Source organism: Pseudomonas sp. G3-39 (assembly GCF_054790485.1).
Genome location: NZ_CP186497.1, coordinates 5,339,044 through 5,356,004, shown reverse-complemented (window position 1 = coordinate 5,356,004; position 16,961 = coordinate 5,339,044). Strand labels below are relative to the sequence as shown.

Below are 16,961 nucleotides of genomic sequence, written 5' to 3'. Positions count from 1 at the left end.
AGGGCCTTAAGCAAAGCGGAACGCGAGGCGTAGCTGATGGGGAATCAGTCTAGGCAAGTATCGGGCAGTAAACCAGAGTGGCGGCCTGCCCGATAGCGTTCATCGCCGGTCAGTCGGCGGCGGGGGCGGCAGGAACCTGCTCGGCGAGCTTGTCGGCCAGGCGCACGAATGCGGCCAGGTCCAGTTGCTCGGGGCGCAGGCTGCCATCGACACTGGCGGCTTCGATCTCGGCAGCGGTCATCAATTGCTTGAGGGTGTTGCGCAGGGTCTTGCGACGCTGGTTGAAGGCTTCGCGCACCACACGCTCGAGCAGGCGATGATCCTTGGCCGGATGCGGCAGTACCGCGTGCGGCACCAGACGGACGATGGCCGAGTCGACCTTCGGCGGCGGGTTGAACGCGCCCGGGCCGACGTTGAACAGGTGTTCCACACGGCAATGGTACTGAACCATAATCGACAGGCGACCCCAGTCGCCGCCACCCGGGCCAGCCGCCAGACGCTCGACCACTTCCTTCTGCAGCATGAAGTGCATGTCGCGAATGATGCCGGCGTTGTTCAGCAGGTGGAAAATCAGCGGCGTCGAGATGTTGTACGGCAGGTTGCCGACCACGCGCAGGCTGTTCGGCGCAGCGTTGAGGGTGTTGAAGTCGAACTTCAGCGCATCGCCCTGATGCAGGTTGAAGTTGCTCTTGCCGGCAAACTGCTGGTTGAGGATCGGGATCAGGTCCTTGTCCAGTTCCACCACGTCGAGCTGCGCACCGGAGTTGAGCAGGCCAGCGGTCAGCGCGCCCTGGCCCGGGCCGATTTCCAGCATGCGGTCGCCGGATTTGGCACTGATGGAGCGCAGGATGCGGTCGATGACGCCGGCGTCGTGCAAGAAGTTCTGGCCAAAGCGTTTGCGCGCCTTGTGTTGGTATTGCTCGGTCATAAACGGTTCTCGGCCATCTGGTAGGCGGTTTCCAGGGCGACCTGCAGGCTGCCGGTGTCGATCTTGCCGCTGCCGGCCAGATCCAGGGCGGTGCCGTGATCGACCGAGGTGCGGATGATCGGCAGGCCAAGGGTAATGTTGACTGCGGCGCCGAAGCCTTTGTACTTCAGCACGGGCAGGCCCTGGTCGTGGTACATCGCCAGCACTGCGTCGCAGTGCTCCAGATATTTGGGGGTAAACAGAGTGTCGGCAGGCAGCGGGCCACGAAGGTCCATGCCCTCGCCGCGCAGGCGCTCTAAGGTAGGTTCGATGATGTCGATTTCTTCATGGCCCAGGTGTCCGCCTTCGCCGGCGTGCGGGTTGAGTCCGCAGACCAGGATGCGTGGCTGGGTGATGCCGAATTTGTCTTGCAGGTCGGCGTGCAGAATCCGCGTGACCCGTTCCAGCCGTTCCGGCGTGATCGCATCGGCGATCTCGCGCAACGGCAGGTGGGTGGTGACCAGTGCCACGCGCAAGCCGCGGGTGGCGAGCATCATGACCACTTGGGCGGTATGAGTCAGGTCGGCGAGAAATTCCGTGTGTCCGGAGAACGGGATGCCGGATTCGTTGATCACGCCCTTGTGTACAGGGGCGGTGATCATCCCGGCGAAGTCGCCGTTCAGGCAGCCGTTGCCGGCGCGGGTCAGGGTTTCCAGAACGAAGGCAGCATTAGCCTGGTCCAGTTGCCCGGCAACCACGGGAGCGCTCAGCGGGGTGTCCCAGACGTACAGGCTGCCGGCCGCTGCTGGCGCATCCGGCCATTGACCGGGCGCCACCTCCAGCAAGGTGACTGCCAGCCCCAGCTGCGCGGCCCGCTCGGTGAGCAGGTCGCGGCTGGTGATGGCAATCAGGGGGTGTGGCTGGGCTTGCGAGGCCAGCAGCAGGCACAGGTCGGGACCGATGCCGGCTGGTTCGCCGGGTGTCAGCGCGAAACGCTTGGGTTTCACTGCGCTGCCTGGTCTGCACCAGGGAGTTTGATTTCTACGTAGGCTTCTTCACGAATCTGACGCAGCCAGTTTTGCAGCTCTTCATCGTATTTTTTGTTACGCAGAACGGTCATCGCTTGTTGCTCGCGAGCCTGCTCGGTGCTGTCGGTGGCGCGGCGGCCAAGGACTTCCAGTACGTGCCAGCCGTACTGGGTCTGGAACGGCTTGGACAGCTGACCTTGTGGGGTCTTGGCCATCACTTCGCGGAATTCCGGTACCAGTGCGTTCGGGTCGATCCAGTTCAGGTCGCCACCGTTGAGCGCCGAACCCGGGTCTTCGGAGTAGTTCTTCGCCAGTTCAGCGAAGTCTTCACCGGCCAGGATGCGCTCGTACAGCGACTGCACCAGGGCCTTGGTCTTGGCTTCGTCACGGATCGGGCTTGGCTTGACCAGGATGTGGCGCACATGCACCTCATCACGCATCTGCGCTTCGCCACCACGTTTGGCCAGCAACTTGAGGATGATGAAACCACCCGGGGTACGTGCAGGCTGAGTGATGTCGCCAACGGCCATGCTGCTCAGCTCACGATCGAACGGCGGTGGCAGTTGCGCAGCTTTACGCCAGCCCATGTCGCCGCCTTCCAGGGCGTTGTCGCTGCCGGATTTGGCAACGGCCATCTGACCGAAGTCAGCACCTTTCTTGAGCTGCTGGTAAACGTCCATTGCCTGACGGTAAGCGCTCTGAATCGCTTCAGAATTGGCGCTTTCCGGCGTAGGAATCAGGATGTTGGCCAGGTGCAGCTCTTCGGACAGTTGCATCTTGCCCAGGTCGGAGGCGAGGAAGTTCTTCACTTCCTGCTCGGAGACCTGGATGCGCTCTGCCACACGGCGCTGACGCACACGGCTGATGATCATTTCGCGCTTGATCTGGTCACGGGCGTCGTCGTAGGACAGGCCATCGTGAGCCAGAGCCGCGCGGAATTGATCCACAGTCATGTTGTTACGCTGAGCGATAGTGCCAACAGCCTGGTTCAGTTCTTCATCGGTAATGCGGATCCCGGAACGCTCGCCGATCTGCAGTTGCAGGTTTTCGACGATCAGGCGCTCGAGCACCTGCTGATCCAGCACGCCTGGAGGCGGCATGCCGCCGCCACGCTTGGCGATGGTCTGCTGAACTTCGTGGACGCGCTGGTCCAGTTGGCTCTGCATGACCACGTCGTTATCAACGATCGCGACCACTTTATCGATGGACTGTACTGCGGCGTTGGCCGCAGTACCCAGGAACAGCGCGCCCAGCAGCAGCGGGCGCAGAGAATCAGAAAGCTTGGTCTTCACGTTGACGATAACCTTGGATGCCTTTGTCGAGGAAGCTCTCTACCTTGGCGCCAGTCAGGCCGCCGAGTCCCTTCAGAACAATTTGGAGGAAGACGCCGTGGTCGCCTTTTTCGTTTTGCGGAGCTTCCTGACTGAATTCGTCGTAGGAAACCCAGTAACGGTTGATCAGGCGCAGTTTCCAGCAGCAGTTGTCGTATTCGAAACCACCGAAGGCTTCCAGCGTACGGTTGCGGTTGTAGTCGTACTGCCAGCGGCTGATCGCGCTCCACTGCGGAACGATTGGCCAGATGACCGAGAAGTCATGCTGCTGGATCTTGTAGTAGTCCTTCACGTAGCCAGGCTGGCCCGGGGTGCCATAGTCACCGCCACCAACGGCCCACTTACCGGTGTTCTGGTCGTAACGGATCTGGTCGTTGCGATAGCGATAACCGACGTTGACCACCTTGTTCGGGTTGTCTTCAGGCTGGTAATGGAACATCGCGCTGCCGGAACGCGGGCTGCGACTGTCCGGATCCCAGTTGTAGTCGGCAGTGGTGCGCCAGTCACGGTTCCAGCGATATTCGTATTCCAGAGCGTACGGTGATACGTCGGATTGGGCGTCTTTACGATCGTTGAACGCGATGCCTGGCAGTTGGACTTCACGATCCTTGAAGTAGTAAGCCTGGCCGACGCTGATGCGCTGACGCTCGAAACCATTGTCTTCGATCCAGCGACTGGTCACGCCCAGCGACAGCTTGTTCTCGTCGCCGACACGGTCGGAGCCGGAGAAGCGGTTGTCGCGGAACAGCGATGCGTAGTTGAAGGTGTATTCACTGGTATCGAATACCGGAATGTCTTCCTGATCGACCTTTGGTACATAGAGGTAGAACAGACGCGGCTCCAGGGTCTGGCGATAGTTCTTGCCGAAGTACGACGTGTTGCGGTCGAAGTACAGGCCGCTGTCGACGCTGGCGATTGGTACGCCACGGTTCTGGTTGCTGTCGAACTTGCCATTGAGCTTCTGGTTTTCCGGAGACATTGCAGCAATCTGCGATTTGCCAGTGCCATCCAGATCCAGTTGGTACTGGGTGTACTGGTACTTGAGCGACGGCTTCAGGAAGCCGTAGGTCCAGTTCATCGGGAGGCTGACGCCAGGCTTCAGGTTCAGACGGTCGCCGTTGGCGCGCGCCAAGCCTTGTACGTTGGTGTCCAGGCGTGGCGTAACGGTGCCATCTTCATCGGTGAAGTTGCCGTTTTTCAGATCACGATCAAACCGCACAATCTCGGTCTCGTAATCGAAGTTCAAACCTTCCGGGTGATACGGCAGCTGACCATTGAAGGTGATCTGCGGCAGACGACCATAAGGCGTGATGTTCGAAACGGTCGCGAGTTGGTACTGCTGAGCGTTCAACGTGGCGGTATACGAGTCGCCACGATAGGAAACCAGACCTTGCTGGTTCACGAAGTCAGCACTTTTCACGCCGATCTGATCAGTGGTCAGATCCTGGAAGTAATACGGATCGCTGATCTTGGTGTAGTCGACCTGAGTCATCACACGGGAGTCGAGACCGCCCTTGTGCTGCCAGTTGTACATGTAGCGATTTTTTTCGTAATCGGACTGCTTGCTGCGATCGGTATCTTCGTCGTTCAGATACGCCGCACCAAACTGGCCTTCGCTGGACTTGGTCAGGTAACGGAACTCGCCTTCGACCAGCATGCCGCGCTTGCTCATGTAACGCGGGTACAACGTGGCATCGTAGTTCGGCGCCAGGTTGAAGTAGTACGGGGTCACCAGCATGAAGCCGGTATCGCTGCCGGTGCCGATGGTCGGCGGCAGGAAGCCCGATTGACGACGATCGTCGATCGGGAAGTAGATGTACGGCGTGTACAGGATCGGAATGTCCTTGACCCGCAGTGTCACGTTGGTCGCGGTACCGAAGCCGGTGGCAGGGTTCAGGGTGATGTTGTTGCCCTTGAGCTGCCAGGCGTTGCTGTTCGGTTCGCACGTGGTGTACGTGCCGTCCTTCAAGCGGATGATCGCGTTCTCGGCACGCTTGGCGTACAGCGCGTTACCGCGGATGCGCGATTTGTGCATCACGTATTCGGCGTTGTCGACCTTGGCTTCACCGGTGTCGAGCTGCACATCGGCGTGGTCGCCGACGATCAGTGCGCCGTTGTCGCGGATGCGCACGTCGCCGTTGAGTTCGGCGCGGCTCTCGGCCTGATACAGGCTGGCCTCGTCGGACTCGACCTGCATGCTGCCCTGACGCAGGACCACGTCGCCGGCCAGCGTACCCACCTGATCTTCGGTGTTGTAGCGCGAGGCCTTGGCGCCGATAAAGGTCGGTGCGTCACTTTTATTCGTCTTGTCATTCATGCCAGGACGAATTGGTTCGATATAGGAACCAGAGCAGTAAGGACCGGTCTCGGCCAATTGGGCGGCGGTGAGCTTCTCGCGCGGAACCCAGTCGAGGTGACTGTAGTCTTCGCTACGGGATTTCAGGCCGCGGCCTTTGGCTTCGGTGACCAGCACAGGCTTGGCGCCGGTGTCGGATGTGGAACCGTTCTGGGTCGGGGCTTCGCCGGCGGCGCTGACAGCGCTGCCGTCATGCACCGGACGCGGCGGCAATGCAGCTGCCGGCGTCTTGGGCGCACACGCCCAGCCACCCGTTGCCGAGACGGCGCAGTCATACTGCTCGGCGGCAACAACGAATTGACTGGCCAGAGGTTGCATAGCCAGCAGACTGCCGGTTACCAACAACGGAAATTTTTTACGAAACGCGGGGGATTTCAATGCCATCTTATTAGTCCGGGCTTCCTGCGTGCCATCTGCCCGCGGTGTGGGCCGCACGCCTCTCGATGGTCTGAAAAAGATGCTGGATAATAAAGCATGACCCGCTTGACGGCTAGCGCCGTCGGAGACCCTTGCAATGCCTGACCAAGATGTACGCTTGCAACACCTGAAAGTTTGGCTCGATGAGCAGTTGGCAATCCTGTTTGCAGATCAGGGCTGGGGCGCCGTGCCCCCGGCCACGTTGACCGCGGCCAGCAGCGACGCGAGTTTCCGCCGGTATTTCCGCTGGGAAGGCGCGGGTCGCAGTTTCGTCGTGATGGACGCGCCACCGCCCCAGGAAAACTGCAAACCGTTCGTGGATATCGCCTTTTTGCTGGCGAAATCCGGAATTAACGTGCCGAAAATTTATGCAGAAGACCTCGAACGCGGATTTCTTTTGCTCAATGACCTGGGCAACAAGACCTATCTGGACGTAATCGATAGCGAAAATGCCGACGCTTTGTTCAGCGATGCCCTGCAGGCGCTGTTGGCTTTTCAGCAATTGCCGATGGTCGCACCGCTGCCGAGTTACGACGTGGCGCTGCTGCGCCGCGAGCTGGAACTGTTCCCCGAGTGGTATGTGAAGCGCGAACTCGGCATCGAGTTCGACGCGGCACAGCAGCAACAATGGCAAGCCGTCAGCGATCTGTTGATCGACAGCGCCCTGGCCCAGCCGAAAGTGCTGGTGCACCGCGACTACATGCCGCGCAATCTGATGCTCAGCGAGCCGAATCCGGGCGTACTGGACTTTCAGGATGCGGTCTACGGCCCGGTCACCTACGACGTCACCTGCCTGTTCAAGGACGCCTTCCTCAGTTGGCCTGAAGAGCGCGTGCGTGGCTGGCTGGAAAGCTACTGGCAGCAAGCCTCGGCGCTGGACATCCCGGTGCAAGCGGATTTCGAAGACTTCCTGCGTGCCAGCGACCTGATGGGCGTACAACGCCACCTGAAAGTCATCGGCATCTTCGCCCGCATCTGCCATCGCGATGGCAAGCCGCGCTACCTGGCCGACGTGCCGCGTTTCTTCGCCTATATAGAAGCGGTGCTTGCGCGTCGTCCTGAACTGGCGGATCTGCAGGCGTTGCTCGCCAGTCTGCGTGGCGGAGCGACTGCATGAAGGCGATGATTCTGGCGGCAGGCAAGGGCGAGCGCATGCGCCCGCTGACCCTGACCACCCCCAAGCCGCTGGTGCGTGCCGGCGGCGTGCCGTTGATCGAATATCACCTGCGCGCGCTGGCGGCGGCTGGTTTCAGCGAGATCGTGATCAACCATGCCTGGCTCGGTCAGCAAATCGAAGATTACCTGGGCGACGGTTCGCAGTTCGGTGTGAGCATCCAGTACTCGCCGGAAGGTGAGCCGCTGGAAACCGGCGGCGGCATTTTCCGCGCCTTGCCGTTGCTCGGTGACGATGCGTTTCTGGTGGTCAACGGTGACATCTGGACCGATTACGACTTCAGCGTGCTGCATCAACCGATCAACGGTCTGGCACATCTCGTACTGGCGGACAACCCGGCTCATCATCCGACGGGCGATTTCACCCTGACTGACGGCCGGGTACAGGATGGCCAGCAAGGCGCGCAAACCCTGACCTACAGCGGCATCGCCGTGCTCCATCCGCAGTTGTTCGATGGCTGCGCGGACGGCGCATTCAAGCTCGCACCGTTGCTGCGCAAAGCCATGGCTGACGGACAGGTCAGCGGTGAGCGTCTGAAAGGTCACTGGGTGGATGTCGGTACGCATGAGCGTCTGGCCGAAGCTGAAGCATTGATAGAAGCGAGTCGTTGATATGTTGTGGCCAGGGACTCTGATTGGAGCCGGAGCGGGTTTTGCGATCGCCAGCATTCCGGGGGCCATGCTTGGGGCATTGTTGGGACAGGCGCTGGATCGGCGCCTGCACCTGCAAAGCTGGGGGCACTTGCGGGAAAAACTCGGCGGACGGCCGATGTTGCGCAACGACGAATTGCTGTTCGTGTTGCTCGGGCGTCTGGCCAAGAGTGACGGGCGAGTGACGGACGGCCATATCCAGCAGGCGCGCCATGAAATGAACGCCCTGGAAATGAGCGAGCCGGCACGGCGGCGGGCGATTGCTGCGTTCAATCGCGGCAAGTCCGGCGGCGACCGCCTGCGCGGTTATCTGCGCCGCCTGAGTGCTCAGCCGCATGCCGCCGAAGGCGTGTTGCGCGCCTGCTGGCGGATGGTCTGGGCCGACGGTCGTGCGGGCGTCAGTGAGCGTGAATTGTTGGCGCAGTGGGGCAAGTGGCTGGGTTGGACAACCCACCAGATCCAGGCGCTGGCCAATGATTACGAGCCGAATAAACGGCCGATTGTCAGTGCCGCGGTGAGTTATCAGGAAGCGATGCGCCTGCTCGGGGTGTCGGCGACCAGCGAGCCGGCGCAGATCAAGCGCGCCTATCGCCGGCTGCTCAGTCGTCATCACCCGGACAAGATCGCCGGCAGCGGCGCGACGCCGGAGCAGGTGCGTGACGCGACCGAGAAAACCCGCGAGCTGCACAACGCGTTTACCCTGATTCGGGCGCGGCGGGATTTTCGCTGATCGTTGCCGTTAAAGATGGGGCGGCTGAAATGGCCTCATCGCGAGCAGGCTCGCTCCCACACTGATCGCATTCCTACAGATGGAATGCATTCAAATGTGGGAGCGAGTCTGCTCGCGAATGGGGCGACTCGGTCTATCAGTCAGTCTTCTGCGGATTCAACCAGCCACGCACCCGCCGGAACATTTGTTCCTGCTCAGCCTTTTTATCCGGCAACGCCTTGAGCGCCACTTGGCTGAAGGTCGAAGTCTTCAAGCGCTTGCTGGCCTGCATGCGCTCCAGCGCCGCGTTGCGATCCAGCGCCTTGTCCATGTAGAAAATGTCGGCGGTCGGCAACTTCAGGGTCGGTGTCAGCTCGGCCAATTGTGGCTTGGCCTTGCTCGGCGTTTGCGCATCGACCATCACCAGTTTCTCGACCTGGGAACTCTGCCGCTCGCTGAGAAAGCGCGCTGCCCAGTACGCGCCCGTACCGTGACCGAGGACCACGACCCGGCGTGTGCTTTGCTGCTCGGCGTAGGCGATCGCCGCATCGATCCGCGCAAAGATCCGTTCGGCATCAGCCTTGGATTGTTCTTCAGTCGTTTCGGCGACCACCTGATCCGCCACTTCCGCTTCACCGCCCGCCGCCTGTTCGATCGGTTGCGCAGTGGTGGAATCCTTGCTGCCACTTTCCGGGGCTTTCGGCGCGGCGGCGGGCGCAATCACCCGCGGTGCGATGACATCGCTTTGCAGATCCGGCAGGGTGATACTCAGGCTGCTCCACTCGACATCGGGCAATTTGCTGCGCAGTGGGCCGATCACTTGCGGCCAGTCAGCGGTTTCGCCGGCGCCGGGGACGATAATCACCGCACCTTTGGGCTCGGCGGTGTTGGCCGGTTTCCACAGCGCGAGGAAAGTGTCGGCACCGGCCTGCAATTGCTGCTGCTCTTGCGCCGGGACTTTACGTTCGAGTGCTGCGGCTTCTTCCTGACTACGCTCAAGCAGTGGCTGGCGTTCGGCCGGTTTGTCGGCGGCCGGTTGCTCGGCGGTGGAGGCGGGCGCCGGATCGGCGGCTTCGACGGAAAACGCACAAGGCAGGATCAGCGACAGGCACAATGCTGGCATTGCCAGGCGGTAGACAGAGGGCATCGGTTATTCCAGGCCAGAAAAGTATCCCGGCAGCCTAATGGGTTGGTCAGAATTTGTCAGTGCAAGAGACTTCAATGATGCGTTTTTGCTGCCTGTGGGTTATCGGCTGGTTGTGTTTTCCCTTGATGGGCTGGGCGGCGTCTGCGCCGGCGGCACATGCAGCGCTGTTGACGCCCGGCGAGCAGCAATGGCTGGCGCAGCACCGTGAGCTGCGTGTTGGCCTGGTATTGCAGGCGCCGTACGCGCAATACGACCGGCGCTTGCAGCGCTTGTCCGGGGCCAATGTCGAATTGATGAAGGCGCTGGCCAAAACCCTGAACGTCGAGCTGAGCTGGCGCAATTTTCAGGACCTGGCGCAACTGGAAGACGCCGCCCGCGAAGGTGAAATCGACATCGCTCCGGGCCTGACCCAGACCCCGGGTGCGCTGCGCCTGTGGCTGTTTTCCGATCCTTACATGCGTGTGCCGCAACTGGTGGTCAGCGACCAGAAGAGCGGCGGCGTGGTCGAGCTGGAAAAGCTCGACAGCCTGTCCCGCGTCGCGGTGCGCATGCCCAGCGTCACCGCCGATTATTTGCGCAGCAATTATCCGCACCTGAATCTGCAAGGCGTGCCGCTGGAGCGTCAGGCGCTGCAACTGTTGTTGACTCAACAAGCGTCCTACGCCGTGATAGATGAAGCGCAACTCGGGCGGTTGTCCGCCGAACCTGAGTTCGCCGGGTTGGTGGTGGTCGGCGATATCGGCTTGCCGCAGCTGTTGCGGGTTGCCACGCGGCGCGACTGGCCGCAATTGGCCGGGATCATCGAAAGCGCCTTGCGAGCGATCCCGGCCAAGGATCTGGAGCGCCTGCACAACCAATGGCTGCAACCCAAGTACCCACGGCTGACGGAATCGCCGGGGTTCTGGCAGAACCTCAGCCTGTTGTTTGCGGTGTTGTTGCTCAGTTGCCTGGCCATCGTTGTCTGGCAACGACGCCAGCAACACAGCCTCGAACAGCGTCTGCTGGCTGCACGTGAAGACATCGCCCTGCGCGCGGCCAGCGAAGAAGCCTTGCGCCTGACCCAGTTTTCCATCGACCAAAGCACCGTCGGCATTCTCTGGGTCAACTGGGATAGCCATGTGCGCTACGCCAACCGCGCTGCGGAGCACATGCTCGGTTATCCACAGGGCGCGCTGATCGAACGGCCGCTGATCGACTTCGAACCCGGCCTGCACATGGATCGCTGGCTCAACCTGTGGAAACGCGCGCGGGCCAGTGAAGAAGGGCCGCTGAGTTTTGAAACCAGTTGCGTGCGCGCCGATGGCAGCATCCTGCCGGCGGACGTCTCGCTGAGTTTTCTGCGTTTTCGCGACAGCGAGTATCTGGTGGTTTATCTCACCGACGTCACCGAGCGCCGCCGCGCCCTGGCCGCGTTGCAGGAAAGTGAAGCGCGCCTGCAAGGCATCGCCGCCAACGTACCGGGGCTGGTGTTTCGCCTGGAGCGGGCGCCGGTGACCGGGCAGATCGATTTCGCCTACATCAGCGAGGGCAGCGAGAGTCTGGTCGGCTATGCGCCGGCCGCCATCGCCCATCGCGACATGGGCTTGCGCAGTCTGGTGCACCCGGACGACAGGGCCAGTTACCACCAGACTCAGGATCAAGCGCTGGACACTGACAGTGACTGGTCGTGGCAGGGTCGCATCCTCACCCGTCAGGGCGATCAGCGCTGGGCCGAGATCAAGGCAATCACCCGACAGCTGGAGGATGGCGCCTATGTCTGGGACGGCATCGTCTGGGACATCAGCGAAAGCAAGCGCATCGAGTTGGAGCTGGCCGCCTCCCGCGAGCAACTGCGCGAATTGTCGGCGCACCTGGAAAGCGTGCGCGAAGAAGAAAAGGCGCGGATCGCCCGGGAAGTGCACGATGAACTGGGGCAGATGCTCACGGTGCTGAAACTGGAAACCTCGATGTGCGAACTGGCCTATGCGCAGCTCGACCCGGGGCTGCACGAGCGCTTGAACAGCATGAAGCGCCTGATCGCCCAGTTGTTCCAACTGGTGCGTGATGTGGCGACGGCGTTGCGCCCGCCGATTCTCGATGCCGGGATTGCTTCAGCGATCGAGTGGCAGGCGCGGCGCTTCGAGGCGCGTACGCAGATTCCGTGTCTGGTGCAGGTGCCGGACAATCTGCCGGCGCTCAGCGATGCCAAGGCGATCGGGCTGTTCCGCATCCTGCAGGAGGCGCTGACCAACGTCATGCGCCATGCTCAGGCGCATACTGTGGAGCTGACACTGGCGCTGGAAGGCGATGAGTTGTGTCTGACGGTCAGCGACGATGGCGTAGGCTTTGTCGCTGCGGCGGATCGGCCGACGTCCTTTGGTTTGGTCGGTATGCGCGAGCGGGTGCTGATCATGGGCGGACGCTTGTTGCTTGAGAGTGAGCCGGGGGAGGGCACCAGTCTGAATGTGTGGGTGCCGGTGAATGAGGTTTGAAGGTTGTGGTGTTTGAGCTGACGCTATCGCGAGCAGGCTCGCTCCCACATTGGAATGCACTTCCCTGTGGGAGCGAGCCTGCTCGCGAATGACCTTGGCGCTGAATAAGAATAATGGAGAAGAACGTGATCCGTGTATTGGTAGCCGAAGACCACACCATCGTCCGTGAAGGCATCAAGCAATTGATCGGCCTGGCCAAGGATCTGCAAGTGGTGGGGGAGGCGAGCAATGGCGAACAGTTGCTCGAAACCCTACGCAGCGTGCCGTGTGAAGTGGTGTTGCTGGACATCTCGATGCCTGGCGTCAATGGGTTGGAGGCGATCCCGCGGATTCGCGCGCTGAACAATCCACCCGCGATTCTGGTGCTGTCGATGCACGACGAGGCGCAAATGGCCGCCCGTGCGCTGAAGGTCGGCGCCGCCGGCTATGCGACCAAGGACAGCGATCCGGCATTGTTGTTGACGGCGATTCGCAAAGTGGCGGCCGGCGGACGCTACATCGACCCGGAACTGGCCGACCGCATGGTCTTCGAAGTCGGCCTGACCGACACGCGTCCGTTGCATTCGCTGCTGTCCGAGCGTGAGTTCTCGGTGTTCGAACGCCTGGCCCAGGGCGCCAACGTCAACGACATCGCCCAGCAACTGGCGCTGAGCAGCAAGACCATCAGCACCCACAAGGCGCGACTGATGCAGAAGCTCAACATCACCTCGCTGGCCGAGCTGGTCAAATACGCGATGGAACACAAACTCCTCTAAAGATCACCGCAGTTAAAACTGTAGGAGTGAGCCTGCTCGCGATAGCGGTCTGTCAGGCAACACTTCAGTGACTGAGCCACCGCTATCGCGAGCAGGCTCACTCCTACAGGGGATCTTCATAGCGCCCGAAATTGCGGGCATATCCATTAGCGACAACCGCTTTTGCTTGTTCTCGTGGCTCGCAGCATGGCGCTCGTCGCTCGCTTGCCAAAACGCGCCATCCTTGTAGGGCAATCCCTACCCCCAACCTTCCATCCGGCTGAGGCGATTCTCTCCTGCGCCCCGATTTGCGTGGCTGGCGCCAGCCACTAGGCTTAATCCACAGCAGTTACCAATAACAAAGGTGTGGGTATGAGCCAGGTCGATTCAAACGCAGGGGCCAGTGACGTGCTGGTCAGCTTTCGTGGAGTGCAGAAGAGCTACGACGGCGAGAACCTGATCGTCAAAGACCTCAACCTGGACATTCGCAAAGGCGAGTTCCTGACTCTGCTCGGACCGTCCGGCTCGGGCAAGACCACCAGCCTGATGATGCTCGCCGGGTTCGAAACCCCGACCGCCGGCGAAATCCTCCTGGCCGGCCGTGCAATCAACAACGTGCCGCCGCACAAGCGCGACATCGGCATGGTGTTCCAGAACTACGCGCTGTTCCCGCACATGACCGTGGCCGAGAATCTGGCCTTCCCGCTGACCGTACGTGGCCTGAACAAGAGCGACGTCAGCGACAAGGTCAAGAAAGTCCTGAGCATGGTCCAGCTCGACGCCTTCGCTTCGCGTTATCCGGCACAACTCTCCGGCGGTCAGCAGCAGCGTGTAGCGCTGGCCCGGGCGCTGGTGTTCGAACCGCAACTGGTGCTGATGGACGAACCGCTGGGCGCACTCGACAAGCAACTGCGCGAACACATGCAGATGGAGATCAAACATCTGCACCAGCGCCTCGGCGTGACCGTGGTCTATGTGACCCACGACCAGGGTGAAGCCTTGACCATGTCCGACCGCGTCGCCGTGTTTCATCAGGGCGAGATCCAGCAGATCGCGCCACCGCGCACGCTCTACGAAGAACCGAAAAACACCTTCGTCGCTAACTTCATCGGCGAGAACAACCGTCTCAACGGCCGTCTGCTCAGCCAGAGCGGCGAGCGTTGCGTGGTCGAGTTGGGTCGAGGCGAAAAGGTCGAGGCGCTGGCGGTCAACGTCGGCCAGACCGGCGAACCGGTAACCCTGTCGATCCGCCCGGAGCGTGTCAGCCTCAACGGTTCGAGCGACCAATGCGTCAACCGCTTCTCAGGGAGGGTGGCGGAATTCATCTATCTGGGCGACCACGTCCGGGTGCGCCTGGAAGTCTGCGGCAAGACCGACTTCTTCGTGAAACAACCGATTGCCGAGCTCGATCCAGCGCTCGCGGTCGGCGACGTGGTTCCGCTTGGCTGGCAGGTCGAGCACGTTCGCGCACTCGATCCTCTTCTAGAGGCGCACTAAGCGCCCCGGCAATACCAACACCAACCCTGCACGTGGAGAGAACAATAAATGTTGAGATCCCTGAAGTTCACCGCCCTGACCCTGGGCCTGATGGGTGCGGCCAGCGCAATGGCCGCCGGTCCCGATCTGACTGTGGTGTCATTTGGCGGGGCGAACAAGGCAGCGCAAGTCAAAGCCTTCTACGCACCGTGGGAAGCGGCGGGCAACGGCAAGATCGTTGCCGGCGAGTACAACGGCGAAATGGCCAAGGTCAAAGCCATGGTCGACACCAAGAGCGTGTCGTGGGATCTGGTGGAAGTCGAATCGCCAGAGCTGTCCCGTGGTTGCGATGAAGACATGTTCGAACAGCTCGACCCGGCCCTGTTCGGCAAAACCGAGGATTACGTCAAAGGCGCAATTCAGCCGTGCGGCGTGGGCTTCTTCGTCTGGTCGACCGTGCTCGCGTACAACGCCGACAAGCTGAAAACCGCGCCAACCAGTTGGGCCGATTTCTGGGACACCAAGAAATTCCCGGGCAAGCGTGGCCTGCGCAAAGGCGCCAAGTACACCCTGGAATTCGCGCTGATGGCCGACGGTGTTGCACCGAAAGACGTCTACAAAGAGCTGGCGAGCAAGGGAGGACAGGATCGCGCGTTCAAGAAACTCGATGAACTCAAGCCGAGCATTCAGTGGTGGGAAGCCGGCGCGCAACCACCGCAATACCTTGCTTCCGGTGACGTGGTCATGAGCTCGGCCTACAACGGTCGCATCGCCGCCGTGCAGAAAGAATCCAACCTGAAAGTGGTGTGGAACGGCGGCATCTACGACTTCGATGCGTGGGCCATCCCGAAAGGTCTGGACGCCAAGCGCGCCGAAGCGGCGAAGAAATTCATCGCCTACTCGGTTCAGCCGCAGCAACAGAAGACCTACTCGGAAAACATCGCCTACGGCCCGGCCAACACCCAAGCCGTACCGCTGCTGAGCAAGGACGTGCTGAAAGACATGCCGACCACCCCGGAAAACATCGCCAACCAGGTGCAGATCGACGTCAGCTTCTGGGCTGACAACGGCGAGCAACTGGAGCAGCGCTTCAATTCCTGGGCTGCGAAATAAGCAAGGCCTGGTGATGGTGGGCTTGCCTACCCCTGTGGGAGCGAGCCTGCTCGCGAAAGCGGTAGATCAACCAGCATAGATGTTGAATGTGCTGGCCTCTTCGCGAGCAGGCTCGCTCCCACAGGTAGCTGTGTTTCAACACAACAGAGGTGGTTCGCCACCTCTGTAACGATCAAAGATTTGCGGAGTACGTCATGGCCATCGCCGTTCCCCTGAACGAGGGCGCCAGCCCCACCTTGAAGCAGAAGCTCAAGCGCGCCGAGCGGGTCAACCGCTGGAAGGCCCAGGCGTTGATTGCGCCGCTGGTGCTGTTTCTGTTGCTGGTGTTTCTGGTACCGATCGTGGCGCTGCTCTACAAAAGCGTCGGCAACCCGGAAGTGGTCGGCGGCATGCCGCGCACCGTGGCGGCCATCGCCAGTTGGGACGGCCGTGGCCTGCCCGCTGAACCGGTGTACAAAGCGGCCGGCGAAGATCTCGCCGAAGCCCGCAAAAACCAGACGCTGGGCGATCTGTCCAAGCGCTTGAACATGGAGTTGGCCGGCTATCGCAGCCTGCTGACCAAAACCGCCCGGGCGCTGCCCTTCGCCAGCGAACCGGCCTCCTATAAAGAAGCCCTCGAAGCGCTCGATGAGCGTTGGGGCGATCCGGCCTACTGGCAAGCGGTCAAACGCAACACCAGCAGCATCACGCCTTACTACCTGCTGGCGGCGGTGGATCACCGTATCGACGACCTCGGCGAACTGGCCCCGGCCACCCCGGATCAGGCGATCTACCTCGACATCTTCGCCCGGACTTTCTGGATGGGTCTGATCATCACCGTGATCTGCCTGTTCCTCGCCTATCCACTGGCCTACCTGCTGGCGAACCTGCCATCACGGCAGAGCAACCTGCTGATGATTCTGGTGCTGCTGCCGTTCTGGACCTCGATTCTGGTGCGGGTCGCGGCGTGGATCGTGTTGCTGCAATCGGGTGGACTGATCAACAGCGCACTGATGGCGATGGGCATCATCGATAAGCCGCTGGAGCTGGTGTTCAACCGCACCGGGGTCTACATCTCGATGGTGCACATTCTGCTGCCGTTCATGATTCTGCCGATCTACAGCGTGATGAAAGGCATCTCGCCGACCTACATGCGCGCCGCGATCTCGCTGGGCTGCCATCCGTTCGCCAGTTTCTGGCGGGTGTATTTCCCGCAGACTTATGCCGGCGTCGGTGCCGGTTGCCTGTTGGTGTTCATCCTCGCCATCGGCTACTACATCACCCCGGCGCTGCTCGGCAGCCCGAACGATCAGATGGTCAGCTACTTCGTCGCGTTCTACACCAACACCAGCATCAACTGGGGCATGGCCACTGCACTGGGCGGCCTGTTGCTGCTGGCAACCGTGGTGCTTTATCTGATCTACAGCTGGCTGGTGGGCGCCAGTCGCCTGCGCCTGAGCTAAGGGGAA

The 16,961-nt window shown here is 61.2% G+C and carries 13 protein-coding genes; 8 read left to right on the top strand and 5 right to left on the bottom strand.

Annotated elements, in window-relative coordinates:
* Window positions 1–109: 109 nt before the first annotated feature.
* The 4 genes from rsmA to ACOYXG_RS24225 are packed head-to-tail and all read right to left on the bottom strand — an operon-like array spanning window position 110 to window position 6,006.
* Window positions 110–928 (bottom strand): 16S rRNA (adenine(1518)-N(6)/adenine(1519)-N(6))-dimethyltransferase RsmA, encoded by an 819-nt coding sequence (gene rsmA / locus ACOYXG_RS24240; RefSeq protein ID WP_097089131.1) that lies wholly within the window; start codon window positions 926–928, stop codon window positions 110–112.
* Entirely contained in the window at window positions 925–1,914 is a 990-nt protein-coding gene (pdxA, locus tag ACOYXG_RS24235) for a 4-hydroxythreonine-4-phosphate dehydrogenase PdxA (protein WP_460354393.1), read from the bottom strand. Before pdxA ends, rsmA begins: the two co-directional genes overlap by 4 nt.
* Window positions 1,911–3,227, bottom strand: coding sequence for a peptidylprolyl isomerase SurA (gene surA / locus ACOYXG_RS24230; protein WP_460354391.1), 1,317 nt, complete (start codon window positions 3,225–3,227; stop codon window positions 1,911–1,913). The genes pdxA and surA overlap by 4 nt, the downstream gene beginning before the upstream one ends.
* On the bottom strand, window positions 3,208–6,006 hold the full coding sequence (locus ACOYXG_RS24225; RefSeq protein ID WP_103368680.1) for an LPS-assembly protein LptD: 2,799 nt from the start codon (window positions 6,004–6,006) through the stop codon (window positions 3,208–3,210). Before ACOYXG_RS24225 ends, surA begins: the two co-directional genes overlap by 20 nt.
* 130 nt (window positions 6,007–6,136) lie before the next feature.
* Between ACOYXG_RS24225 and ACOYXG_RS24220 the strand changes: the two genes are divergently transcribed.
* Genes ACOYXG_RS24220 through ACOYXG_RS24210 form a run of 3 tightly spaced genes read left to right on the top strand, consistent with a single transcriptional unit; the run spans window position 6,137 to window position 8,593 of the window.
* Window positions 6,137–7,156, top strand: a complete 1,020-nt coding sequence (locus tag ACOYXG_RS24220) for an aminoglycoside phosphotransferase family protein (protein WP_097089139.1) — start codon at window positions 6,137–6,139, stop codon at window positions 7,154–7,156.
* A complete protein-coding gene (gene murU, locus ACOYXG_RS24215) occupies window positions 7,153–7,824 on the top strand; it encodes an N-acetylmuramate alpha-1-phosphate uridylyltransferase MurU (RefSeq protein ID WP_027610723.1) in 672 nt (223 codons plus the stop codon). The genes ACOYXG_RS24220 and murU overlap by 4 nt, the downstream gene beginning before the upstream one ends.
* A gap of 1 nt (window position 7,825) precedes the next feature.
* Window positions 7,826–8,593, top strand: a complete 768-nt coding sequence (locus ACOYXG_RS24210; RefSeq protein ID WP_027610724.1) for a TerB family tellurite resistance protein — start codon at window positions 7,826–7,828, stop codon at window positions 8,591–8,593.
* Window positions 8,594–8,729: 136 nt separating this feature from the next.
* On the opposite strand, the gene ACOYXG_RS24205 is transcribed toward ACOYXG_RS24210, so the two are convergent.
* Window positions 8,730–9,719: an alpha/beta hydrolase family protein gene (locus ACOYXG_RS24205; RefSeq protein WP_460354387.1), complete on the bottom strand. Its 990-nt coding sequence runs from the start codon at window positions 9,717–9,719 to the stop codon at window positions 8,730–8,732.
* A 74-nt stretch (window positions 9,720–9,793) separates the two neighbouring features.
* On the opposite strand from ACOYXG_RS24205, the gene ACOYXG_RS24200 reads away from it, so the two are divergent.
* The 5 genes from ACOYXG_RS24200 to ACOYXG_RS24180 all read left to right on the top strand — a co-directional run bounded on the left by ACOYXG_RS24200 (window position 9,794) and on the right by ACOYXG_RS24180 (window position 16,955).
* Window positions 9,794–12,190 carry a PAS domain-containing sensor histidine kinase gene (locus ACOYXG_RS24200; protein WP_460354385.1) on the top strand — a complete coding sequence of 799 codons (2,397 nt, stop codon included), beginning with the start codon at window positions 9,794–9,796 and terminating at the stop codon, window positions 12,188–12,190.
* Between the two features lie 125 nt (window positions 12,191–12,315).
* Window positions 12,316–12,945 (top strand): response regulator, encoded by a 630-nt coding sequence (locus ACOYXG_RS24195; RefSeq protein ID WP_003228820.1) that lies wholly within the window; start codon window positions 12,316–12,318, stop codon window positions 12,943–12,945.
* A 351-nt stretch (window positions 12,946–13,296) separates the two neighbouring features.
* The gene (locus tag ACOYXG_RS24190; RefSeq protein WP_007966453.1) at window positions 13,297–14,421 is read left to right on the top strand and encodes an ABC transporter ATP-binding protein; all 1,125 of its coding nucleotides are present in this window, start codon (window positions 13,297–13,299) and stop codon (window positions 14,419–14,421) included.
* Between the two features lie 48 nt (window positions 14,422–14,469).
* Entirely contained in the window at window positions 14,470–15,513 is a 1,044-nt protein-coding gene (locus ACOYXG_RS24185) for an ABC transporter substrate-binding protein (protein ID WP_027610727.1), read from the top strand.
* 194 nt (window positions 15,514–15,707) lie between these two features.
* A complete protein-coding gene (locus ACOYXG_RS24180) occupies window positions 15,708–16,955 on the top strand; it encodes an ABC transporter permease (protein WP_098965898.1) in 1,248 nt (415 codons plus the stop codon).
* The last annotated feature ends 6 nt before the right edge of the window (window positions 16,956–16,961 follow it).